Here is a 24066-nt window from a genome sequence, read left to right as displayed (position 1 = left end):
TCATCATACTGTTCCCTTCCCTTAATAAGGGGAGGGTTAGGGATAATGCCACTCGCTTAAGAGCGAGTGGCATGTTTATTAGGATATTTGACTGACTTTTTTAAAACTGCTCGGGGATATGGTTTCCTATTCCGTTTCTTGGGGAGAATAAGCCGTTTCCCACTTTCTCTGAGAGCCTTTAAGTTTTTTGGTATCGCTCCAGGGCTTCGTGTATCACTCGCCCAAATCATCTCGTCCATAATTAAAAATAGTGCATTGATAAAGCTGATCCGCAGGGGCTCAACTTCGTGCTGTTTAGCCATTTCAGCCATTTCCAGCCTTACTATGTTGTAGCTGGTTAATATTCCCCATAACTCCTGATATACGCCAACTTTTTTCTTGCTTCGTAATACTGGCTTGTTCTGCAACTGATACTGCTTGAGCTCTCCGTAACTGCGCTCGATTTCCCAACGCTCCCAATACACTTTAACCAATGTATCAAATGGGTAGCGTTCCGGACATAGGCAAGAAGTAATAAAGCCTTTGATTTCACCTGTAGGCGTTGGGATAAGAATAAGTCGAGCCTGCCACTTTTTATCAAGATAAGGAGCAAGCTTTTGAGCTTGTGGTGAAACGGGCATATCAATGAGATGATCATGTTCAGTATAACTCTCAACGATGTCATAACGCATCTTAGCCTTGATTGGTGTTAACCAATGAGTGTTACTGCTTGCGCCACGCCAGGTGGTAAATAGCTCTGCAGAAGTGAACCCTCTATCAAAGAGTGTTAATGAATCATCAGGTGCTGAGCCCACTAGTTGTTGAGCATAGGATATTTCACTATTTGTCACTGGCCCAAAAGCAGCATCAGAGACAAGATGGCTGCGTGTTGACATCAATGTTACCGCCAGTACACTCGGAAGCGATGCCCCTTTTTGAGCAAAGCCGAAATGTTGATTTTCTTCTGTATTATGAGTTTTGAAATGTGTGCCATCGACACTAAGAAGCTTCAAACCGCAAACTTCATCAAAGTCTGACTGTTGCTCCCACTGTTGTGCTGTAGTTTTAAATAAGTAGCGCATAGGTTTATCACCGAGACGTTCTTTTCCCTTGATAATACTGCTTGTTGCCATAGGCGTGAATTTGCCATCCACATCAGGGAATGCCAACTCCAACTTATCACAGACATCTTGAATGGAGCGATTACGCTGTAGCCCAATCCCTAGAACTAGCCAAACAGCTTGTTCAGCGGGTAGTCGGCGTTTTCGGAGCGATGTTCGTCCCGTTTGTTGAATCGCTTCTTCAACCGACTCTAAAGGAATATGTTTACTGAACACATCGATTGGACGTTCGTGGCAAAACTCTGCGGTAACTTGTAACTCTTTTGAAAATTCATACATAAAAAATCGGCCGTAACTTAGGTTACGACCGATTATGAGGTCTCTGGAGGATCGCTCAAGTAGCTAAACGAACGGCATTAAGGGTTAGGGAGGGGTTGTTGCGATACAGGTAGAATTGAATATGCACGCTGTTAGTTCTTGACCCCCTCCCAGCCTCCCCCTTACTAAGGGGGAGGAGCTAAAAGCAAAAGAAAGCGCCTCTGAACTCTGCCAGCGCAGCGATCTGAATTCTTGCTCTTACTAGCCCCTCGGAGCGTAGCGTTCTCGTCCCTCGAACCTACTTCTTCGCCTTCGCAAACGCCGCTGCAAACGCACCACCCATCGCCGCATTACCAACATCATTATTTGAACGCTGTTGTCTTGCTGAAGAGGAAGGTCTTGGCGCTTGAGAACGTTCATTACGCTGCTGTGGTTTGTTTGATTGACGTTGAGGGCGGTTATCTTCCCCAGGCTGATCATTCAAACGCATAGAAAGCGCGATACGCTTACGTTGTGCATCCACTTCCATCACCTTCACTTTTACGATATCACCAGCTTTAACTACTTCACGAGGATCAGAAACAAAAGCATCGCTCAGTGCAGAGATATGAACCAAACCATCTTGATGAACACCAATATCAACAAAGGCACCAAAGTTAGCTACATTAGATACCACGCCTTCTAGAACCATACCTAGTTCCAGATCCGACACCGTGTTTACGCCATCCGCAAAGGTTGCCGTTTTAAACTCAGGACGAGGATCTCGGCCCGGCTTATCAAGCTCAGAGATGATGTCCGTTACCGTTGGTAAACCAAAATCAGCACTGATGTAATCGTTAGCAGCAACCGAGCGTAAGAACTCAGTGTTACCAATAATTGCATCAATGGCTTTATTATTTTTCTCTGCCATTGCTTTAACCACAGGGTAGGCTTCAGGGTGAACCGCCGATGCATCCAGAGGGTTTTTACCATTCATTACACGTAAGAAACCAGCACATTGTTCAAACGCTTTAGGCCCTAAACGAGAGACTTTTTTCAAGGTAGTACGGTTTTCAAAACGACCATTTTCATCGCGATAATCAACAATATTTTGTGCGATCGTCGTTGATAAGCCAGCAACTCGCGTTAATAATGCAGAAGAAGCGGTATTTACATCGACACCTACGGCGTTTACACAGTCTTCAATAACCGCATCTAGCTTCTTAGCTAATTGGCTTTGGCTAACATCGTGTTGATATTGACCAACACCAATCGCTTTAGGGTCAATTTTTACTAGCTCTGCCAGTGGATCTTGCAAGCGACGAGCGATAGAGACAGCACCACGGATTGATACATCTAAATCTGGGAACTCTTTTGCGGCCAATTCAGATGCTGAATAAACAGAAGCTCCGGCTTCACTCACGATAATTTTCGTTGCCGATAAGCCTGATTGCTTTAGTAAATCACCAACAAACGCATCGGTTTCACGTGAAGCCGTACCATTACCAATCGCAATCAAATCAACATTATGTTTTTTGATTAAATTTTCAATCGTATGTGCAGATTTAGCAATTTGGTTGTGAGGTTGGTTAGGGTAGATAGTATCTGTTGCTAGTACCTTACCTGTTGCATCTACAACGGCAACTTTAGTACCAGTACGTAACCCTGGATCTAAACCTAATGTCGTTTTAAGGCCTGCAGGTGCGGCCATTAATAAGTCTTTAAGGTTAGTAGCAAAAACATCAATGGCTTCGTTTTCAGAACGCTCTTTTAATGCACCCATTAACTCGGTTTCCATGTGCATTAAAATCTTAATGCGCCATGCCCAGCTGATCACTTGCTTACGCCATAAATCCGCAGGTTGAGACCCTAGAGTGATACCGTAATGATTAGCGATGATGATTTCACAGTAAGAGCCACGAACGCCTTCTTCTTGATTCGGATCTGCGTTAATTGATAGCTGTAAGAAGCCTTCGTTACGGCCACGAAGCATTGCAAGCGCACGGTGAGAAGGGACACGTGTTAGCTTCTCATTATGCTCAAAGTAATCTTTAAACTTCTCACCAGCGTGCTCTTGGCCATCGATCATTTTAGAGCTTAATTCTGCATTTGTGGTTAAGTAGTTACGTACTTTTTCAAGTAAGTTAGCGTCTTCAGCCATACGCTCCATCAAGATGGCACGAGCACCATCAAGTACGGCTTTGGTATCAGCAAAACCATTATCGGCATCAATATACGATTGAGCTGCGTCTTCAGGGTTATTTTCAGGCTGTGTCCACAATAAATCAGCCAGCGGCTCAATACCTGCTTCAATTGCAATTTGACCTTTAGTGCGGCGCTTACGTTTGAAAGGCAAGTACAAGTCTTCAAGACGAGTTTTGCTGTCGGCATCTAAAATCTCACGCTCTAATTCAGGCGTCAGTTTTTCTTGTTCTTTGATCGATTTTAAAATTGACTGACGACGATCATCTAATTCACGTAGGTAAGTTAAACGCGTATCAAGGGTACGAAGTTGAGTATCGTCCAAACCTTCTGTTACTTCTTTACGGTAACGAGCAATAAATGGAATAGTGCTGCCTTCGTCAATCAATTGAACAGCAGCGGCAACTTGTTGAGGGCGAACGTTAAGTTCTTTAGCAATTATGTTTATTATCATTTTTGATTCTTTTTATTTGTTAGAAATTTTAAAAGAAGACGACTTTGCCTTGAGAGCGCTTCGCTTAAGACGGCCTACGTCCTAAAGACGCTTCGCTGGAGGAGAGCAAAGATGTCAGGCAGTTCGCTGTCACTACAAGGTATCACGATACAGTTCCTCCCCTTGTTCATAAATGCTGATTGGTAGCAAATTTCTATCTAAGGGGAGGCTAGGAGGGGTTGCTAGCGATAATGTTTAGTTTATCTTAATCACTAGAGTGTGGTGTCACCAACCCCCTCTAACTCCCCCTTATATTAACAATGCCACTTTCATAACCTTAGAGATAAAGGGGGAGAACCTTCTTTGGTGCTGTAATTTCAACGATCACTATTTTGCTCCTCCTGAATCCTTAAGGACGAAGTCCGCCCTTAAGCGAAGCGCCCTTCAGCAACTTGTTGCGTCCTGCTCCTAGTACCTAATCGAATTCACAAACCACTCTTTATCTCCTTCCGGCGTTCTCACAATAGCTTCTTCATCCACCTCTTTTTTGATGAGTGCGCGAGCCATTGGAGAGTCTATGGAAATGTAATCATGACGGCCAAAAATTTCATCTGGGCCGACAATGCGAAAAGAGAGGGTATCGCCTTGTTCGTTTTCAATTTCAACGAACGCACCGAAAAAGATTTTGCCATCTTGTTGAGGGGAATAATCGACGACTTTTACTTGGTCTAAACGCTTACGAAGGTAGCGCACACGACGATCGATTTCACGAAGACGCTTTTTGTTGTATTGATAATCTGCATTTTCACTGCGATCACCTAAGCTTGCCGCCCAAGTCACTTTTTTAGTGACTTCGGGGCGTTCTTCTTTCCATAGAAACGCGAGTTCATCTTGCAACTTATTGAAGCCTTCACGTGTGATTAAATTAGTTTTCATTATGTTCCTTGGTATCGCTAATCGTAGCGAATGCCTTTTTTAATATTTGGGTCTTCCATGGTTTTAAAGCGTTTATGTAGCCACATCCATTGAGGAATACATCGAAGGATGACCATCTCAACAGCTTTGTTCATTCGGGTTGCGGTTCCAATTGGATCTTTTTTAGAAAATTCAGAGCTAATGTCATTATCTATTTTTAAATGATAATTATTGTAGGTTCTAAAGCCAGATACAGTGACAACAGCACAATTACTTGCACTAATTAAAATATCAGAACCTACGGTAGTACAAGCATCAGGAACTGCAAAAAATGGAACAAAAACAGATTTATTACGATTATAATCATGATCAGGTAAGTAACAGACACGTTCCCCCGCACGTAATAAGCGGATCATTCCTTTTACGTCTTTACGATCAACGACTTGATTTCCGTAATGAGTTCGTCCCCAATATTGAATAAAATCATAAGCAGGATTGTTATGAGGGCGGTAGACCCCGTGTCCTGGAGCGATTTGAGTGAAAACTCGAGCGGTTAATTCAAGATTCAAAGCATGAACAATAACAATAAGAGCTCCTTTACCTTGCTCTGCTAGATCATGTACATGTTGTGTATTCTCAAAACTAAAGTGTTTATTGATGCGCCACTCTGGCCATACCCATGCCATTGCAGTTTCAAAGATAGCTAAACCAGAGTTTTTGAAATTCTCAATAATGATTTCTTCGCGCTCTTTTGCTTCCATTTTAGGAAAAGCCAATTCCAAGTTACGACGAGCAACATGAGAGCGAGATTTCCCCATTTTTAAACCGAGTAGACCAAGTCCTCTTCCAAGCTTATATGTCATTTTGTAAGGCAATACGGTGACAGTAGCGAACAAAAGACCAAAGCCAAACCATACCCCCCAATATTTAGGATGTAGAAGAGCGATAGAGAACTGAGGGGCTTGGTATTTTGACATCGTAAACCTATTTAATTAAATGGATTTATTGGATCTGAGCACTAAGGAGCGCCCAATGTTCGTTGAAATTTGCTGTTGGTTGATATTTAAAATCAGAACGCACAAAGCGACAGAAACAACCTTCTACTTGGCTAATAAGCTGTGCAGATAGAATCGCTTCATCAACGGGAAACGATTTTCCTTCGCGCAACATACGTTCGCGTAGGATCTGCTTAAACTGAAGTTCAATACGTTCAAAAATTTGATTAATACGGTTACGTAGGCGCTCGTTTTCAAACATTAGGGCATGACCCGTCATAATACGAGTAAGGCCTGGATTACGTTCAGCAAATGCTAAAAGCAATTTTAATAATAGCTCAATACGTTTTAAGGTATCTTTTTCTTCCTCGATAATGCGATTTATGCGCGAGAAAAGAGATTCTTCAATAAACTCAATCAAGCCTTCAAACATTTTCGCTTTACTTGGAAAATGGCGATATAACGCCGCTTCAGAAACTCCCACTTGTTTCGCAAGCTTGGCAGTGGTAATACGAGAAGCGCCTTCATTTGACTCTAGCATTTCGGCTAAAGCTTGTAATATTTCATCACGACGATTTGTTTTTTTTGTTGTCGTCATTGTTGTTCCTTTGTTCCTAAGAGCGGTCGCAAGCTCCCTTAAGGCGCTTCGCTAGAGGGCGCTACGCTTAAGAGTTTCTTGTTATTGGCTGTTTAATATTTATATTTATTATTTCGACTCTTAAGCCGAAGGCGTTTCAAGAGCTTTGCTCGTCTTAAGGCCGGAGGCCGTCTCTACTCTTTCTATAATCTCAAGCATAATCGCCTTACCCAACTCAGATTTCGTCGTTAACGGTAATGCTTTATCTCCATTTTTCCAATATAGGTGGAGGGCATTATTATCGCTATTAAAACCTTGTCCCTTAATTGAGACATCATTAGCGCAGATCATATCGAGATTTTTACGTTCTAATTTACTGCGTGAATACTTTTCAACATCTTGAGTTTCAGCAGCAAAACCCACGGTAAATGGACGTTTTTCTGTCATAGCAGCAACAGAAGCGACAATGTCAGGGTTTTTCACCATATGAATCGTCATGCCATCTTCATCAGCATTTTTCTTTAGTTTTTGTTCTGAAATTAAGCTTGCTTTGAAATCAGCGACAGCAGCGCATGCAATAAATATAGAATGTGTTCCCGCATTATCCATTACTGCGTTATGCATTTGTTCAGCACTTTCTACATCAATGCGTTCAACATTATCAGGTGTTACTAAATTCACAGGACCGCTAACAAGAGTGACCTTTGCACCTAACTTTGCGGCGGCATCGGCAATCGAAAACCCCATTTTTCCAGAGCTGTGGTTTGAGATGTAGCGAACGGGATCAAGTGCTTCACGAGTTGGACCTGCCGTGATTAATAAAGATTGGCCATAAAGTGGTTTATCTTTATCTTTTTGAAAAAAGTTTTCACACAAATGCACCAGCTCCATAGGTTCAAGCATTCTGCCCATACCCACATCGCCACACGCTTGTTGGCCAGCTGCAGGTCCCCAGATATTCATACCACGACGAGAAAGAGTCGCAATGTTCTCTTGTGTTGCAATATTCGAATACATTTGTTGATTCATCGCAGGAGAAACCGCAATCGGAGAATCAGTCGCAAGCACTAGTGTTGATAACAAATCATTGCCCATTCCTGCAGCCATACGAGCAATTAAATCAGCAGTGGCAGGTGCGATTAGTACAATATCAGCCCACTTCGCTGATTCAATATGCCCCATTGAAGCTTCTGCTGCAGGGTCTAATAAACTGTCAGCAACAGGGTGGCCAGAAACGGCTTGCATCGTTAAAGGGGTGATGAACTCTTTTGCTGCGGTAGTCATCACAACGCGAACTTCTGCCCCGCGTTCAATAAGTCGACGAGTTAGCTCTGCACATTTATATGCAGCAATGCCGCCACTAATACCAAGAAGGATTCGTTTCCCTGAGAGAGATGCCATGACACTAATAACCTTTAAGTGATTCATCGTAATGCGCTAACCATAGCATAATTTTTTTTCAGAGTGATGCACTTCAATCTCTTCAAGTAAGTAAATGAGCAAAAACATAATTGCAATCAAGCTTTGAACCAAGTCGAAGGGCACCAAATCAAAAAGGCAGTCGTTATTTATTGTGCGTAGGCTGTATAAATAGTATTCACCGAACGAGTTATTTATGTCTTTAATGAATCTACCAGAGGAATCTCGCCCAAGAGAAAAATTACTCGCTCTAGGGCCAAAGTCATTAACCGATGCCGAGTTACTGGCTATTTTTCTTCGCACCGGCATTCGGGGGATGAATGCAATCGAGTTGGCAGATAAGTTATTAAAAGAGTTTGGATCCTTAAGAAAGTTATTAGGATCGAATGAAAGTGAATTTTGCAGCCATAAAGGATTAGGTTCTGCAAAATTTGCACAGCTACAAGCGGTAGTAGAAATGACGGAGCGCTATTTATTTGAAAAAATTGAAAAAGAAGATGCTTTGACAAGTCCAGAGCATACTAAGCGTTATTTAACTCGAGTATTGAGAGATCGACACAGAGAGGCCTTTTATGTTCTTTTTCTTGATAATCAGCATCGAGTGCTTAAAGGAGAGGTATTATTTGAAGGAACAATTGATGCTGCAGCAGTTTATCCGAGAGAAGTTGTAAAAAGATCGATAGATTATAATGCAGCCGCCATCATTTTAGCGCATAATCACCCATCTGGTGTCGCAGAGCCAAGTCAAGCTGACAGAAGGATAACAAAACGTATCTCAGATGCAGTAGAATTGGTGGATATCCGAGTCCTCGATCATTTTGTGATTGGTGATGGAGAAATAGTCTCTTTTGCCGAAAGAGGATGGATTTGAGTGTTTTTTTAAGCAATTGAATAAAAAAAACACAAAAAAAAGTAAAAATGACCCCTTAGGGTCTTGAGCAATGCGCATTCAGTTAGTATAATGCGCGACCTTTGATAGCCTTGAATTAGAACTTTCACATGAAATGCTCTAGTGGTTTTTTGCCACCAAGGTGATATCGAGCTGAAACGATTTGGAGAAGACAGCAATGTCCCGAGTATGCCAAGTAACTGGTAAGCGTCCTGCAGTTGGTAACAACCGCTCACACGCAAAAAATGCCACCAAGCGTCGTTTTCTGCCGAACCTACAAACTCATCGTTTCTGGGTAGAAAGCGAAAAACGCTTCGTTAAACTTCGTCTTACCGCTAAAGGTATGCGTATCATTGATAAGAAAGGTATTGATACCGTTCTTGCAGATATGCGTGCTCGTGGCGAGAACGTTTAAGAGGAATCTGAAAAATGGCTAAAGGCGCACGTGAGAAAATCAAGTTAGTATCAACTGCTAACACTGGTCACTTCTACACAACAGATAAGAACAAACGTAACATGCCTGGCAAAATGGAGATCAAAAAATTTGATCCTGTTGTACGTCAGCACGTTCTTTACAAAGAAGCTAAAATCAAGTAATTCGATTACTGATTGCAACTTTGATAATATTGAAAACCCAGCCTTGTTGCTGGGTTTTTTTTTGGATTAAAGAAAGCGAAAGACGCAACAAGTTGCTTGAGGTCGCTTCGCGAGAGACGGACTTCGTCCTTGAGATGCTACGCTTAAGAAGCTCTAGGCTTCAGGGCGCTGCGCTTGCAGGATTCAGGTGTGCTTGCTTCTAGCTCCTCCCCTTTATCTACATAGCCACTTGGCTGATAAAGTAAATATAAGGGGAGGCTGGGAGGGGTTGCTAGTAAAGAATTAGAAACTTGCGCTGTAGTACACTGGTTTTGAAGGTGATCATTGATACCTCAGCGATAAATATACCGTTCCCTCCCCTTATAAAGGGGGAGGAGCCGTATGGTGAAAGTAGTTAACAATAAGGGTTAATTCTGAACCCTGCTTTTTAAAAAGGATTTAAAATGAAAAGACCATCACGTCGTAAATACAACAATATCCTCATGATTGCCGTTTTAGTTTTTATTGGTGTCCTACAAGCCCCTCAGTTAATTAAAACGTATCTATTAGAACCAGAACAAGCAGTTACAGTTAACACTGGCGTACAGCCTTTATTTGAGCGCATGAACCCGATTAAGAAAATGCACTTTGCGGACTATGATGTTGCTTCAAATACATCAGATCAAGATACTCAGTTTATTGAGCGTTGGTTTACTCTTGAGGGCACATTACTTACTGATGAATCAGTCAAAGTACTTAAAACTAAATTGCCCGCGCCAAGCTCTGTAGAGGTATGGTTTGAAAACCAAGAAGAGCCACAGCGAGTGACAATCTACCAAGCTCCGAATTTTTGGATGATGCAGAATTGGCAAGGTGAATGGATAGCCGTGAGTGCAGAAGAAGGGTATTTGTTTAGATAGAAGAGCAGGGGTGAGAGTCGAGGACGCTGCGCTTGAGGGACGAGTAAGAGCGAAAGAAGAAGAGCAGAATTCAGAGGAAGTTGCTTCTAGCTCCTCCCCTTTATCGGCATAGCTACTTGGCTGATAAAGTAAATATAAGGGGAGGCTGGGAGGGGTTGCTAGTAAATAACTAGAAACTATAAGAGCATGTGTGACTGGCGTGGTAATGTTTTAGGTTTCAGGACGCTGCGCTTGCAGGATTCAGGGGGACTCGCTTTTGATCTTCCTGAAACCTTATTTTAAAAAGGATCAAAAATGCCAGAACTACCAGAAGTAGAAACCAGCCGCTTAGGAATAACACCGCATCTACAAGGCCAAACCATTAAAGCGATCATAGTCAGAACAGAAAAACTGCGCTGGCCGATCCCACAAGAGCTACAAAAACTCGTAGGGCAAAGAATTCAATCCATTCGCCGTCGCGCTAAATACTTAATGATAGACACTCCAGAAGGCACAGCCATCATTCATCTTGGTATGTCGGGTAGTCTACGGATACTTGATGAGACGATCCCACCAGCGAAACACGATCATGTGGACCTTGTTTTAGATAGCGGTAAGCTTCTTCGTTATAACGATCCTCGTAAGTTTGGTGCTTGGTTATATTCTGAAGTAGGCGTATCACATGACGTGCTTGCTAAGCTTGGTCCTGAGCCACTTACTGATATATTTGATACTAAATATCTAGCAGAAAAAGCAAAGAATAAAAAAGCTGTCGTAAAGCAGTTTATTATGAATAACGCCGTTGTGGTGGGAGTAGGTAACATCTACGCCAGTGAATCTCTTTTTATGGCAAAAATACACCCTAAAACACCAGTAGGTACATTGACGTTAGCCCAAATTGAACGAGTAGTATTTGAAATTAAAAAAGTACTAGAAACGGCAATTAAGCAAGGCGGCACTACCTTAAAGGATTTTAATCAAGTTGATGGAAAACCTGGATACTTTGCACAAGAATTGCATGTGTATGGACGTGCTGGAAAAGAGTGCTTAATTTGTCACTCACTCATTCAAGAAGAAAAAATTGGACAGAGAAATACATTTTGGTGTGAAAACTGCCAACCGTTTGACCTGTAAATTATTATCAAAATACAAATAACATAGAGAGTTAGATGAATTTTCAAGAAAATTATAAACAACTGAGTCGAGTCATTTGGTTATCTGTTTTTATTGCTGTGACGATACTTTGTGTTGGGCGGTTGATCTTCTTATTTAATATTGCAGATAGTGCGGAGCTCGCTCAGCGAAGTACAGATCTGTGGCGTGCTTTGTTTATAGGCCTTCGTTTTGATTTGAAAGTTGTAGTTATCGGTTTTGCACCGTTATTACTTATTGGTTTAATTGTTGCCGCTTTTCCAAGACTCTATCGAATATTGGCAAAAATTTTCCCTTGGTATGCAGGGCTTATTTTCTTTTTAGTCACCGGTTTTTCAATTGGTAATTATTACTATTATCTTACTTATGGTAATCATATTGATGTCTTTATCTTTGGTTTAGCTGATGATGACACCAAAGCTGTATTAGCGAATGCATGGGCTGATTATCCTATTTTCTTATCTTTTATGAGTAGTGTCATTGTGGCTTTTCTTTCCGCGATTCTTGTTCGTTTCGCGATAAAGAAAATGGCGTTATGGTCGTGGAAGCCACAGCGTAAAGGACTTACTGGCATCTCTGTTATTGCGATGATTGTAATTGTATTCTTTTTTGCTAGAGGTACATTAGGTTCTCATCCATTAAAACGTTACCACGCTCAAGTATCTGATTCTAAAATTTTAAATAGCATTACACCTAACGGCTTAGTTGCTCTTGAGTGGGCGAAAAGTGATTATAAAGAGCAAAATAAATTTCAGTCAGTCAGTAAAGATCTGCTTGAAGAGCAATTTAAAAAGGTGGTTGGTAATACTACAGGTCAATTTAGCACTCCTTATAATGCCTATTTAGCAGAGAATAAGCCTCATGTTGTCATGACTTTAATGGAAGGCATGGGAATGAACGTATTGGTTGAAGATAATTATCCAGAAAATGATCTTTTAGGTGCATTACGACCTGCTTTTGAATCTGATTTTGTGTTTACTCGATTTTTAGCTGAAACAACCGCAACCATTAACTCGTTAGTGAATATGTTAGGTCAAAGTAACGTTCCTACTATCAGTCATTCTTCTGCACAAAAAGTGCAAGTTGCAGCAGCAGCAGCTCGACCTTATAAAGAAGCGGGTTATAAAACTATTTTTATTACAGCAACTAATGGAATGTGGCGGAATGTGGCGAATTATTTACCATCTCAAGGGTTTGATGAGGTTCTTGATGAAAATGCGATATTAAAAGTATTTCCAGAAGCTGAAGAGTTTCGTGGAGAGTGGGGATTATCTGATGAATATACTTTTAAGTTAGCTGAGAAAGTATTAAAAGAAGCAAAACAACCATTAATGATTTATATCCTCACAATTACGAATCATACCCCTTACCAAGTACCTGCAAATTATGACGTAAAACCATTAAAAGTCAGTGATCGTTTGCTTAATCGAATGAAAAAGGGTGAGGAAGAAGCTACTCGATTATATGAGACTTATCAATATGCAAATAATGCATTAGGTCAGTTTGTGGCAGATATAAAAGCATCTCCATTAGGTAACTCAACATTAATAGCAGCTGCAGGGGATCATAAGTTGAGAGGGTTTACGATGAAGTACCCTGAGGATCTTGCAGTGACTAACTCTGTACCATTCTATCTTTATGTGCCTAAAGAGATTAAAGAAAAAGTAGAGTACCAATACAACAAAGAACGCGTTGGCTCTCATAAAGATATCTTTCCAACTTTATATGCTTTTAGTTTATCTGATGCTAATTATTACAGTTTAGGCGGTGCTAATTTACTAGGAATGGATTCAACACCACGTTTTGGCTACCACCCAGAAATGACATATACCGATAAAGGTGTGTATTTAAATGCATATCCTGAAAAATTATATTCTTGGACATCTGAGCTTGAGGTGGATAAGACTTTTACATCTAATGAGAAAATACATATTGGACCGGAGTACCATCAATTACAGACGTTGTATATTAATGGGCAGATAAAAGGTACAAAGTAAAATAATGAAAATAGACCGCACTCTTTATATGGTTAAACAGGGGTGGTCTTAATTTATTTAAATAGATTTTTGGTTAAGTATGCTATTTAGGGTGTATCTTACTCTGTAGTGCATTATGGGCAGTTGTTGGGACAAAACTTTCAACACTTCCTCCATGAAGAGCAACTTCTCTGACTATCGTTGATGATAAGAATGCATACTCTTCAGAGGGTGTTAAAAATACACTTTCTAATTCAGGCATGAGTTTTCGGTACATATTAGTTAAACCGAATTCATATTCGAAATCCATCGTTGTCCGTAATCCACGAACTAGTAAATTAGCCTGTTTTGCTTTTGCAAAATCTACCATTAACCCAGTAAATCCTTCAACAGAGACGTTAGGTAGAGATTGAATAGAGTCTCGAACTAACGTCACTCTTTCTTCAAGAGTAAATAAGGTTTTTTTACTTGGGCTTGCAGCCACAGCGACAATTATCTCATCAAACATAGCTGCTGAACGTTTAATTATGTCAAAGTGCCCATTTGTGATTGGATCAAAAGTTCCTGGATAGATTACTCGTGTTGTCATGAAGCTTTCCTTGCATCAATAATCGTTTGGTAAACATCACGATAAAGTGAGCAGGTATATTTGATATCAAACATCGCAAGCTTTTCTTGACCGCCTACAATTAACTTATTGCGTAAAGGCTTGTCCGTCGCTACTTGGTAAATTGCATCAGCAAGTGCTTGTGCATCTTTTGCTTCAACCAATAGGCCTGATTCTTGATCGTCAATAATATCAGGTATACCACCGGCATTACTGCCAATAACAGGAAGCTTAGCTCCCATCGCTTCTAAAATAACCGAACCTAAACCCTCGCTATAAGAAGGGTGAATTAATAGATCCGCAGCTGCAAACCAATCACCCATGCGATTTTGTTTGCCTAAAAAGCTGACATTATGTAAATCGTAGTCTTTTACTAAGCTTTCTAGTTTCTCACGCTCAGAGCCATCACCAAGTAGAGCAATATGGATATTAGAATCCATTTCTTGCAATAATTTAGCAGCTTCAATAGTGGTTTCATGACCTTTATGATGCAGTAAATTAGCAGCTTGAATAACTAAAAATTGGTTTGAAAAACGTCGCCAAATAGTGTCTACATTATCTTGTTCTACCGAGTAACTTACGGGAGAGCTTGGAATTTTATAAACTAGCTGCTCAGGATGAAGTTCTTTAATTTTAGAGATAATTTCATTGCTTAAACCGACTAAGGCTGTTGCGCTTGAATATGCAAGGTTTGATAACCATTTGCTTTTCATTGGATTATCAATTCGGCGAGTCACAATGTAAGGTACGCCAAAGCGCTTAGATTGAATTAGAGCCCAATAAATTGCACGGCCTTCATGTACATGAATAACATCACAATCTGCAGTAATTGATTTCTTATGCTGTTTTGAAAAGTGGCTAGCAAGTATTAACTTACAATGCAGCTTTTTGATTTCATCAACAAAAGGACTTTTAGGGTTTGCGACAACAGTAAGTTGATAACCTTCTTTTAGCTGACGAGTGATCAGTTGTAAGGTCTGGCGTTCACCGCCACTAAAACCAGAAGCTAAATTTACATGACAAATATGCATAGTATTTACCAAACCTTATTAAAGTCTTCGTTTTCAAGAACTTTAGGATCGCGTTGATATTCAAGTAATTTAGCATATTTTAAGTAGCTATTAATTGCAGAACTTAACGCTACCGTCATGCCATCAACGCCCCCTAAAAAACCTCGTTGAAAAATGTACTTACGAATAAATGCATTCAAGCCATGAGTGAAAGGAGAAAAGCTATTTGCACGTTTTCCTTTTTTATACATAATTTTTGCCGCTCGGCCACTGAAGTTACGTCCAGGTTTTGCAAATAACTGACCTAAATTTTCAAAAGAATAATGAATAATATCAGCACTGATACGATCTGGATTTTTAGCTTGAACTGATGCATGCTGTTTTACATCAGCAAAGCGTGTTTTTGTACGGTCATAAAGACGAATACAGAAATCAGGATACCAACCGCATTGTTTAATCCAGCGACTACCAATGTAGTTACGACGGCGGAAAGCAAAAGCGTCATGAGGGGTAGACGTTAAATCTAACGCTTCAATAGCTTTCACCATTTCGTCGGTTAAGCGCTCATCAGCATCTAGGCTTAATACCCAGTTATTAGTGGCGTAATCGAGTCCAATATTTTTTTGAATACCGTCGCCAAGGTAACTCTGAGTGACAACTTTCGCACCAAGTTGCTCTGCAAGTTCAACAGTATTATCCGTGCTGTTGGAATCAACAATAATCACTTCAGAACACACTTTCTGTAGCGATTGAATGCATTCAACAATATTTTTCGATTCGTTTAGAGTAATAACAATGCCAGTGATCATAAGTGCGCCTTGTTTATTTTAATGTGATGTAATTATTATAAGTTGAGTAAGGTTTTTAAGGGAGTTTTTACCATATCGAGACTAATATCTTGCATGATATGGTCGCTTTTAACGCGAGTACTCCATTTTAACTCATCAATCGATTTATTGTGTTGTGTCGTTACGTGTTGTTCATACACACTAACGACATAAGGTAAGCTGTTATAAGGGCCTGTTCGTTTGGGATTACTGTGGCCATATAGCCCAACAACAGGGGTGTCTTGTGTGGTAGCAATATGAGCGGGTCCTGAATCAGGAGCAATTACAACCTGTGCTTTATTTAATACCGCAGTTAATTGCTTTAACGAGGTTTGACCTATTAAATTAATAATAGGTAGCAGTGTTAAAGATTCAATATTTTTACCAAGTTGTTTCTCCCTCTCACTTGGTGAACCACATAATACCACTTGGTAGCCATGTTCAGTTAACCAATCTGCCAGCTGAGCATAGCGCTCGGTTATCCAATTACGTTCATCTTTACTTGCAGCAGGAGAAATCACCACAAACGGTTTTTCTGCGGGAATATTTGAGCTCACAAACGCGAAATTATCGTCAGATAAAGGAATATTCCATATTGGTTTGCTTTTAGGTACGCCAAGATACTCCACAAAAGAATAGAAACTATCTAACACATGTGCTGAGGCGGTATCTTCAATTTTTCGATTAGTAAAAAGCCATTGGGCTTCTTTAGCACGTTTACGATTAAACCCCACTTTATATTTAGCTTTAATGCCTGCGGTTAATACGCTCGCTCGTAGTGCCAATTGCATATGGACTAAAGCATCAAAATGTTGATTTTTTAATTGTGCCCAAATAGCTTTCATGCCTTTAAATCCCAATTTTTTATCAAAAGGGATGACAGTAATATTGGGTAAATCATGAATTAATTGTGCTTCTACTTTACCAACAATCCACGTTATTTTAGTCCTTGGCCATTCTTTTTGAATTGCTTGAACTGCCGCTATAGCATGGCAAACATCCCCAATTGCAGATAAGCGTAGGATGCAGAGAGAGTTAGGGGCAGAAGTGAATAAAGCCATAGAGATGTTAACCCAAGAAGAATGAGTTAGAATTATGCTATTAACGGTCATAAATGTAAAATGACTGAGTGAGAAAGAGACTAGAAACTATATGCTACGCTAACTAGAGGCTATAAGAGCAGGATTCAGGAGTACTTGCTTTTAGCTCCTCCCCTTTATCGATATAGCTACTTGGCTATAAATGTTGATATAAGGGGAGGTTGGGAGGGGGTGCTAGTGAATGACTAGAAGTTATAAAAATACCTAGCTTTTGATCTTATAGTTTCTAGAAGCGAAGCGGTCTAGTTAGCGCAGCGTATAGTCTCTAATTATTTAATATTGGAGTGTCTGTAACATGCAAAAAATCCAAACAAAAAAACAAACCATTTGGTATGACGACTCAATCTTAGCAGCTCCACCAGAACAGTGCTGTGAGCCTGAATATTGGCAACAACAAAATAAAGTGATTGGCTCTGCTCAAGGGCGAGGAACGACATGGTTTGTAGTATTAGATAACATGGATGCTGCGTTGCGCCACTATCGCCGTGGAGGGTTGTTTGGAAAGCTAATTAAAGACCACTACATTTTCACTGGTTGGGAGCAAACGCGCAGCTACCAAGAGTTTCAGCTTCTTAACACCTTAATCGAAGCGGGTGTAAATGTACCAAAGCCAATTGCAGCGAGAAGTGTAAAAAGAACCTTTTGTTATCAGGCGGATTTATTAAGTCAAAAGATCCCAAACGCTCGTGATTTGGTGGCAATTTTGCAAGAAAAGCCATTACCAAAAGATATCTACCAGAAGATAGGTAATGAAATTCGTAAAATGCACGCAGCTCAAGTGAACCATACAGATTTAAATATTCACAACATTCTAATTGATAATAATGATAAAGTTTGGATTATCGATTTTGATAAATGTTATCAACAGAAAGGCGATAACTGGAAGCAAAATAACTGGGATAGATTAAAACGCTCGTTTGTAAAAGAAGTGAATAAAAAAAATATTTATTGGACGAGCAAAGAGTGGAACCATTTACTTGGTAATTAAAAAATTAAGGTATAAACATGAAAATATTAGTCACTGGCGGTGCAGGTTTTATTGGTTCAGCAGTTGTTCGTCACATTATCAATAACACTCAAGATAGCATCATTAATCTAGATAAATTGACTTACGCGGGTAATTTAGAATCATTATCTGATGTTGATTCTCATGAGCGCTATGCATTTGAGCAAGTTGATATTTGTGACAGAGCTGAATTAGACCGAGTATTTTCAGAGCATAAACCAGATGCAGTAATGCACTTAGCAGCTGAGTCTCATGTTGATCGTTCTATTGATGGTCCTGCAGCCTTTATTGAAACCAACATTGTGGGTACTTATACCTTACTTGAGGCAACGCGCTCTTATTGGAACACTTTGCCTGACGATAAAAAACAGGCATTTCGTTTCCACCATATCTCAACCGATGAGGTGTATGGTGATTTAGAAGGAACTGATGATTTATTCACAGAAACAACATCGTATGAACCTTCTAGCCCATATTCTGCGTCAAAAGCGTCTTCTGACCATCTGGTTCGAGCGTGGTTACGCACCTATGGTTTACCGACAGTAGTAACCAACTGCTCAAATAATTACGGTCCATATCACTTTCCTGAAAAACTCATACCATTAATGATTTTGAATGCTCTCGATGGTAAGCCATTACCGGTTTACGGTAATGGTATGCAAATTCGTGATTGGCTGTTTGTTGAAGATCATGCACGTGCTTTATATAAAGTCGTTACTGAAGGTGAGGTAGGGGAAACCTACAACATTGGTGGGCATAACGAAAAAGCGAATATTGAAGTCGTTAAGACTATTTGCTCATTACTTGAAGAGTTAGTTCCTAATAAGCCTGAAGGTGTTAACCAATACCTTGATTTAATTACTTATGTTACAGACCGTCCAGGTCACGATGTTCGTTACGCCATTGATGCATCGAAAATTGAGCGTGAATTAGGTTGGAAACCAGAAGAAACATTTGAATCAGGTATTCGTAAAACGGTTGAATGGTATTTAGATAACAAACAATGGTGGGCACGCGTGTTAGATGGCTCTTATGCAGGTGAGCGTTTAGGTGTCTCTTCAGAGTCAACTTTAATTGAAAAGGCGGCTAAATAATGAAAGGTATTGTACTTGCTGGTGGTTCAGGAACTCGCCTATATCCATTAACCCGTGGGGTATCAAAGCAGCTTTTGCCTATTTACGATAAGCCAATGGTGTTTTATCCAATTTCGACGTTAATGCTTGCAGGTATTAAAGACATTCTAATTATCACCACTCCTGAAGATAATGCAGGCTTTAAGCGTTTGTTGGGAGACGGTTCAGATTTTGGTATTAACCTAGAATATGCCATTCAATCAAGTCCTGATGGTTTAGCGCAAGCGTTCATCATTGGTGAAGAGTTTATTGGTGATGGCAGCGTGTGTTTAGTGCTTGGTGATAATATTTTCTATGGGCAGTCTTTTAGCCAACAACTGATTCGAGCTAGAGAGTTAACAGACCAAAGTTTAGCAACGGTATTTGGTTATCAAGTAAAAGACCCAGAGCGTTTTGGTGTGGTTGAATTTGATGGCGATATGAAAGCAGTTTCGATTGAAGAAAAGCCTCTGCAGCCTAAATCCAATTATGCGGTAACTGGACTATACTTCTACGATAACCGTGTTGTTGAAATGGCAAAGCAAGTTAAGCCATCTGAACGTGGTGAGCTTGAAATAACCACGTTAAATGAGATGTACCTTAACGATGGCTCACTGAACGTTGAATTACTCGGTCGTGGGTTTGCTTGGTTAGATACAGGCACTCATGAAAGTTTGCATGAAGCATCGTCATTTGTTCAAACGATTGAAAATGTCCAAGGGCTAAAAGTTGCGTGTTTAGAAGAGATTGCTTGGCGAAATGATTGGTTAAGTGATGAGCAGGTATTAGCTCTTGCAAAGCCAATGATGAAAAATGAATATGGGCAATATTTAACTCGCTTAGTTAATGAAAAGCAGAAGAAGGTGGCGAGCTAATGCGAGTATTGATTACTGGTTGTCACGGACAGGTGGGCTATTGTTTAACTCAACAGCTTTCAGTTGATGAAAATACAGCCGTACTAGCGTTTGATAGAGAAAACCTTGATATTACAAATCAAGAGGCGGTAAATAATACAGTTGCTGAGTTTCAACCAAACATCATCATTAATGCCGCTGCACATACTGCAGTAGATAAAGCTGAAGAGGAAGTTGAACTTTCTTATGCGATTAATCGTGATGGTCCTAACTATTTAGCACAAGCTGCACAAAGTGTTGGTGCTGCAATAATGCATATCTCAACGGATTATGTCTTTGAAGGCAACAAGGTGGGTGAGTATCAAGAAACGGATATTACAAACCCACAGGGCGTTTACGGTGAGAGTAAATTAGCAGGTGAAATAGCAGTTGCTAATGCGTGTGATAAGCATATTATTCTTCGTACCGCTTGGGTGTTTGGTGAAAATGGCAATAATTTTGTGAAAACCATGCTGCGCCTAGGTGCTACACGAAATGAACTCAGTATTGTAGGCGACCAATTTGGTGGTCCGACATACGCGGGTGATATCGCTCATGCGCTAATTCAAATAGCGAATCGAATCACAGAAGGTGATGATGTTGAATATGGTGTTTATCATTATTCAGGCTTACCTCATGTGAGTTGGTTTGAGTTTGCTGATATGATTTTTGATACAGCGGTTAAACAAAACATTATCTCAAGCAAACCAAGTTTAACTAGTATCACGACTGAGCAGTATCCAACACAAGCAAAGCGCCCAAGTAATTCTCGATTAAGTACCGATAAAATCACAAAGAACTTTGCGATTAAAGTGAGCGATTGGACAGCAGCATTAAACAATATCCAAGCATATAAAGGCTAAGATAATGAAAGTAATTGATACCCGAATTCCTGATGTGAAAATTATAGAGCCAAGTATGTTTGGTGATGAACGAGGTTTCTTTATGGAAACTTGGAACCAAAAACAATTTGAAGAGCTTGTAACTGGTAAGCCGACACAATTTGTGCAAGACAATCATTCAAAATCGAAGAAAGGGATTCTACGAGGGTTGCATTACCAAACAGAAAATACGCAAGGCAAATTAGTACGTGTAGTGTCTGGCGAGGTGTTTGATGTTGCCGTTGATATACGAAAAGGTTCCCCGACGTTTGGTCAATGGGTAGGAGAGTATTTGTCGACTGAGAACAAGCGTCAACTTTGGGTACCTGAAGGCTTTGCTCATGGTTTTTATGTGACAAGCGATGAAGCTGAGTTTGTTTATAAATGTACAGATTATTATAACCGGAAAGCGGAAGTATCTTTATTATGGAGTGATCCTGATTTAGCTATTGAATGGCCTTTAGTTGAAAGTCCGCTTCTTTCTTCTAAAGATAAAATCGGATTATTAGTATCAGAGATCCCGCAATTAGAGGGATGTTATGAATAGCCCTAAAGCGTCATTAATTATTGCATTTTATAATAATACAACATGCTTAGAATTGATTTTTAAAGCACTTTTAGTTCAAAGTGAAATGGATTTTGAAGTTATTATTGCTGATGATGGCTCAAAACAAGAGGCAATTAATTATATATATCAACGTAGAAAGAGTCTTCCTTTTGTGGTTAAACATGTGTGGCATGAAGATAAAGGATTTAGGAAGAATCGTATTCTTAACCATGCAGTGATTAAATCAAGCAGTGATTATCTGATCATTATTGATGGGGATTGTATCCCTCAAAAATTCTTTATTGAAGATCATATAAATAATGCAGAAAAGGGACGAAGCTTAACTGGTCGACGAGTTGAATTACCTGAAAAATATAATGAATTGGTGCTGAACAGCCACTCGCCAGGCACTGTTTTTCAAGATAATAAATGGAAAATAATGACGCATTACTTATTAACAAAAGGTGATGATAGGATTAAAGGGCGGCATGTAGAAAATGGTTTGAGGTTTGCTAAGGGGTGGCAACAAAGGCTGTTTGCAAATAAAAAACAAAAAGCAATCTTAGGATGTAATTTCTCACTTTATAAAGACGATTTATTAAAAGTGAACGGTTTTGATATGAGGTATGAAGCTCCTGCAATTGGCGAAGATACTGATGTTGATTATCGATTAAACTTAATTGGTGTGAAAAATAAATCGCTTCGGTATTTAGCAAATCAAGTGCACATGTATCATTCGCTATTAAGTCGTGATACTCCCAATAGAAAAATATTCCAAGAGGTAGTAAAGGAACGAGCTTTCTGGGCTAATGAAGGTATCGATAAGGTTTTATAAATTACACTAATTAATCGGAAATATAGATTTTGAATACATTGACATTTAAACAAAAAATTCATAGTCATAGTTGGTTTATTTTAATAAATAGCCTTATCGCTATGGTTATCGCCACCCGTTATTTTGCTTTCTTACCAGAAATTCCAACCGATATTTTAGGGTTGAGCTTCCTTTTATCTGGCACATTTAGTCAGATGGTGTTACTGGCTAGTATTATTGGGTTAGTAACATTACCTGTTCTTTTTATTAAAAATGCAAGAGCACGTAATGGCACTCAAGCGTTTGTAGCTTCGTTAGGTATTGCAGTACTGTTTATTGATACATTAGTGTTTGCTCAATACCGATTCCATATTAACGCAGTGGTACTTGAATTAGTGTTATCTGGACAAGTCGTCAGTTTCCCATTAATCACTTGGATAACGGTTATTGGTGGTGTTATTGCATTGATTGTTGGTCAATATCTATTGATCTCATGGTTAGAAAAACCAGCTGCAGTAACACAACATAAATTGGGTCGTAAATTTGCCATCATTACCTTTTTTGCGTTATTAGCAACTCATGGTATCCATATTTGGGCTGCAGCTAATGCGTATCAACCAGTCACAACTGTAAAACGTTACTTACCAGTATTTTATCCCGCAACCTCAACCAGCATGATGAAGAAATATGGTTGGGTAGATGAAGAGGCTATTGCTCGTCAAGATGCGATGAAAATGAATCGTAAGAGCGATTTAAATTACCCACTAACCCCATTACAAAAAGAAGTGGTTGAGAAGCCACTTAATATTATGATCTTGGCAATTGATTCATGGCGTGCAGATACTTTTAATGCTGAAAACACCCCAAATATGTGGCAATACGCACAGGATGGGATGATTTTTAATAACCATATAGCAACGGGTAACGCGACACGTACTGGTATCTTTGGTTTATTTTATGGTATTCCAGGAACGTATTGGCATGGTTTCTTAGCGAATCAAAAGTCACCAGTGTTGATTGACCGCCTTCAAGAATTAAATTATGAAATGGGGATATTCACAGCAGCTCAACTTGAGAAGCCTGAGTTTAATCAAACAGTATTTAAAAATATCCCTAACTTACGCATTAAATCAGAAGGGAACTCACCATCAGAGTTAGATAAAGATTTAACTAAAGATTGGTTAGAGTGGTACAGCAAACGTGATACTTCCAAGCCTGCATTTTCATTTTTATTTTACGATGCGCCACATGGATATGATTTTCCAAAAGACTACGCACATCGTTATGAACCAATGTTAGATAACATCAATTATTTAGAATTAAATAATGATACAGATCCAACTCTTTTCTTTAATCGCTATAAAACCAGTGTTCACTTTGTTGATAGCGTAGCAAAACAAGTATTAGATAAATTAAAAGAAACGGGTGATTTAGAGAATACAATCGTGATTATTACAGGAGATCACGGACAAGAGATGAATGATAATCGCATGAATTTTTGGGGGCATAATAGCAACTTTACCGATGCTCAAGTGAATGTGCCTTTCATTATTATTGCCCCTAAAGTAAATAGTAAAACAATAGATTGGAAATCTGATGAGCTAACTAGCCATCAAGATGTAGTCCCAACGTTGATGAAAAACTACTTAGGCGTAACCAATGATATTAAAGATTATTCTGTTGGTGAAGACCTATTAGGAAAGCATGTAGACCGAAATTGGATCATGTCGTCTAACTACAGTGGTTATGCAATTATAGAAAAAGAGTCCATTTTAGAAGTGGGTTCAACGGGGCAATATCAATTATTAGATAAGAGAAATCGTCCCAAAAAAGATGCTGATTTGAATTATAATCACCTTCAAGAAGCGTTAGATCAGATTAGCCGTTTTAGTAAATAGG

23 protein-coding genes are annotated in these 24066 nt (G+C 39.6%); 13 read left to right on the top strand and 10 right to left on the bottom strand.

Going from position 1 to position 24066, the window contains the following annotated elements:
* Positions 1–56: 56 nt before the first annotated feature.
* From AC2IP4_RS13405 to coaBC, 6 genes are all read right to left on the bottom strand, one after another.
* Positions 57–1379 carry an IS4 family transposase gene (locus AC2IP4_RS13405; protein WP_486310405.1) on the bottom strand — a complete coding sequence of 441 codons (1323 nt, stop codon included), beginning with the start codon at positions 1377–1379 and terminating at the stop codon, positions 57–59.
* Positions 1380–1656: 277 nt separating this feature from the next.
* On the bottom strand, positions 1657–3993 hold the full coding sequence (locus AC2IP4_RS13400) for a Tex family protein (protein WP_486310404.1): 2337 nt from the start codon (positions 3991–3993) through the stop codon (positions 1657–1659).
* A 447-nt stretch (positions 3994–4440) separates the two neighbouring features.
* Entirely contained in the window at positions 4441–4908 is a 468-nt protein-coding gene (gene greB, locus AC2IP4_RS13395; RefSeq protein ID WP_375321542.1) for a transcription elongation factor GreB, read from the bottom strand.
* A gap of 17 nt (positions 4909–4925) precedes the next feature.
* Complete coding sequence (gene lpxL / locus AC2IP4_RS13390; RefSeq protein ID WP_375321543.1) at positions 4926–5864, bottom strand: LpxL/LpxP family Kdo(2)-lipid IV(A) lauroyl/palmitoleoyl acyltransferase; 939 nt, start codon at positions 5862–5864, stop codon at positions 4926–4928.
* 25 nt (positions 5865–5889) lie between these two features.
* Positions 5890–6480, bottom strand: a complete 591-nt coding sequence (gene slmA / locus AC2IP4_RS13385; protein WP_060993358.1) for a nucleoid occlusion factor SlmA — start codon at positions 6478–6480, stop codon at positions 5890–5892.
* 120 nt (positions 6481–6600) lie between these two features.
* The gene (gene coaBC, locus AC2IP4_RS13380) at positions 6601–7860 is read right to left on the bottom strand and encodes a bifunctional phosphopantothenoylcysteine decarboxylase/phosphopantothenate--cysteine ligase CoaBC (protein ID WP_486310403.1); all 1260 of its coding nucleotides are present in this window, start codon (positions 7858–7860) and stop codon (positions 6601–6603) included.
* 214 nt (positions 7861–8074) lie between these two features.
* Between coaBC and radC the strand changes: the two genes are divergently transcribed.
* The 6 genes from radC to AC2IP4_RS13350 all read left to right on the top strand — a co-directional run bounded on the left by radC (position 8075) and on the right by AC2IP4_RS13350 (position 13391).
* On the top strand, positions 8075–8749 hold the full coding sequence (radC, locus tag AC2IP4_RS13375) for a RadC family protein (protein ID WP_375321545.1): 675 nt from the start codon (positions 8075–8077) through the stop codon (positions 8747–8749).
* Between the two features lie 196 nt (positions 8750–8945).
* Positions 8946–9182, top strand: a complete 237-nt coding sequence (gene rpmB / locus AC2IP4_RS13370; protein WP_130045066.1) for a 50S ribosomal protein L28 — start codon at positions 8946–8948, stop codon at positions 9180–9182.
* A 14-nt stretch (positions 9183–9196) separates the two neighbouring features.
* Positions 9197–9364, top strand: a complete 168-nt coding sequence (gene rpmG, locus AC2IP4_RS13365; protein WP_012549068.1) for a 50S ribosomal protein L33 — start codon at positions 9197–9199, stop codon at positions 9362–9364.
* 443 nt (positions 9365–9807) lie between these two features.
* Positions 9808–10263 (top strand): hypothetical protein, encoded by a 456-nt coding sequence (locus tag AC2IP4_RS13360; RefSeq protein WP_375321546.1) that lies wholly within the window; start codon positions 9808–9810, stop codon positions 10261–10263.
* Positions 10264–10557: 294 nt separating this feature from the next.
* On the top strand, positions 10558–11376 hold the full coding sequence (gene mutM, locus AC2IP4_RS13355) for a bifunctional DNA-formamidopyrimidine glycosylase/DNA-(apurinic or apyrimidinic site) lyase (protein ID WP_486310402.1): 819 nt from the start codon (positions 10558–10560) through the stop codon (positions 11374–11376).
* Positions 11377–11411: 35 nt separating this feature from the next.
* Entirely contained in the window at positions 11412–13391 is a 1980-nt protein-coding gene (locus tag AC2IP4_RS13350) for an LTA synthase family protein (RefSeq protein WP_486310401.1), read from the top strand.
* Positions 13392–13473: 82 nt separating this feature from the next.
* Here AC2IP4_RS13350 and coaD read toward each other — a convergent pair whose 3' ends face one another.
* The 4 genes from coaD to AC2IP4_RS13330 are packed head-to-tail and all read right to left on the bottom strand — an operon-like array spanning position 13474 to position 16875.
* Positions 13474–13959, bottom strand: coding sequence for a pantetheine-phosphate adenylyltransferase (coaD, locus tag AC2IP4_RS13345; protein WP_375321549.1), 486 nt, complete (start codon positions 13957–13959; stop codon positions 13474–13476).
* Positions 13956–15008 carry a glycosyltransferase family 4 protein gene (locus AC2IP4_RS13340; RefSeq protein ID WP_375321550.1) on the bottom strand — a complete coding sequence of 351 codons (1053 nt, stop codon included), beginning with the start codon at positions 15006–15008 and terminating at the stop codon, positions 13956–13958. The genes coaD and AC2IP4_RS13340 overlap by 4 nt, the downstream gene beginning before the upstream one ends.
* Before the next feature lie 5 nt (positions 15009–15013).
* Entirely contained in the window at positions 15014–15796 is a 783-nt protein-coding gene (locus AC2IP4_RS13335) for a glycosyltransferase family 2 protein (RefSeq protein WP_486310400.1), read from the bottom strand.
* A gap of 35 nt (positions 15797–15831) precedes the next feature.
* The gene (locus AC2IP4_RS13330) at positions 15832–16875 is read right to left on the bottom strand and encodes a glycosyltransferase family 9 protein (RefSeq protein WP_486310399.1); all 1044 of its coding nucleotides are present in this window, start codon (positions 16873–16875) and stop codon (positions 15832–15834) included.
* A 334-nt stretch (positions 16876–17209) separates the two neighbouring features.
* On the opposite strand from AC2IP4_RS13330, the gene AC2IP4_RS13325 reads away from it, so the two are divergent.
* From AC2IP4_RS13325 to AC2IP4_RS13295, 7 genes are read left to right on the top strand one after another with little or no spacing between them, the layout of a single operon-like run.
* The gene (locus AC2IP4_RS13325; RefSeq protein WP_486310398.1) at positions 17210–17902 is read left to right on the top strand and encodes a 3-deoxy-D-manno-octulosonic acid kinase; all 693 of its coding nucleotides are present in this window, start codon (positions 17210–17212) and stop codon (positions 17900–17902) included.
* 17 nt (positions 17903–17919) lie between these two features.
* Positions 17920–19014, top strand: a complete 1095-nt coding sequence (gene rffG, locus AC2IP4_RS13320; protein ID WP_486310397.1) for a dTDP-glucose 4,6-dehydratase — start codon at positions 17920–17922, stop codon at positions 19012–19014.
* Positions 19014–19907, top strand: a complete 894-nt coding sequence (rfbA, locus tag AC2IP4_RS13315; protein ID WP_486317126.1) for a glucose-1-phosphate thymidylyltransferase RfbA — start codon at positions 19014–19016, stop codon at positions 19905–19907. Before rffG ends, rfbA begins: the two co-directional genes overlap by 1 nt.
* Positions 19907–20788 (top strand): dTDP-4-dehydrorhamnose reductase, encoded by an 882-nt coding sequence (gene rfbD / locus AC2IP4_RS13310; RefSeq protein WP_486310769.1) that lies wholly within the window; start codon positions 19907–19909, stop codon positions 20786–20788. The genes rfbA and rfbD overlap by 1 nt, the downstream gene beginning before the upstream one ends.
* A 4-nt stretch (positions 20789–20792) precedes the next feature.
* Entirely contained in the window at positions 20793–21353 is a 561-nt protein-coding gene (gene rfbC, locus AC2IP4_RS13305) for a dTDP-4-dehydrorhamnose 3,5-epimerase (RefSeq protein WP_486310396.1), read from the top strand.
* Positions 21346–22188, top strand: a complete 843-nt coding sequence (locus AC2IP4_RS13300) for a glycosyltransferase (RefSeq protein WP_486310395.1) — start codon at positions 21346–21348, stop codon at positions 22186–22188. The genes rfbC and AC2IP4_RS13300 overlap by 8 nt, the downstream gene beginning before the upstream one ends.
* A gap of 38 nt (positions 22189–22226) precedes the next feature.
* Positions 22227–24065, top strand: a complete 1839-nt coding sequence (locus AC2IP4_RS13295; RefSeq protein ID WP_486310768.1) for a DUF3413 domain-containing protein — start codon at positions 22227–22229, stop codon at positions 24063–24065.
* The last annotated feature ends 1 nt before the right edge of the window (position 24066 follow it).

The organism is Aliivibrio thorii, from assembly GCF_057368585.1.
Note: the sequence above shows the minus strand (reverse complement) of the source record. Positions and strands in the feature narration are given on the sequence as shown.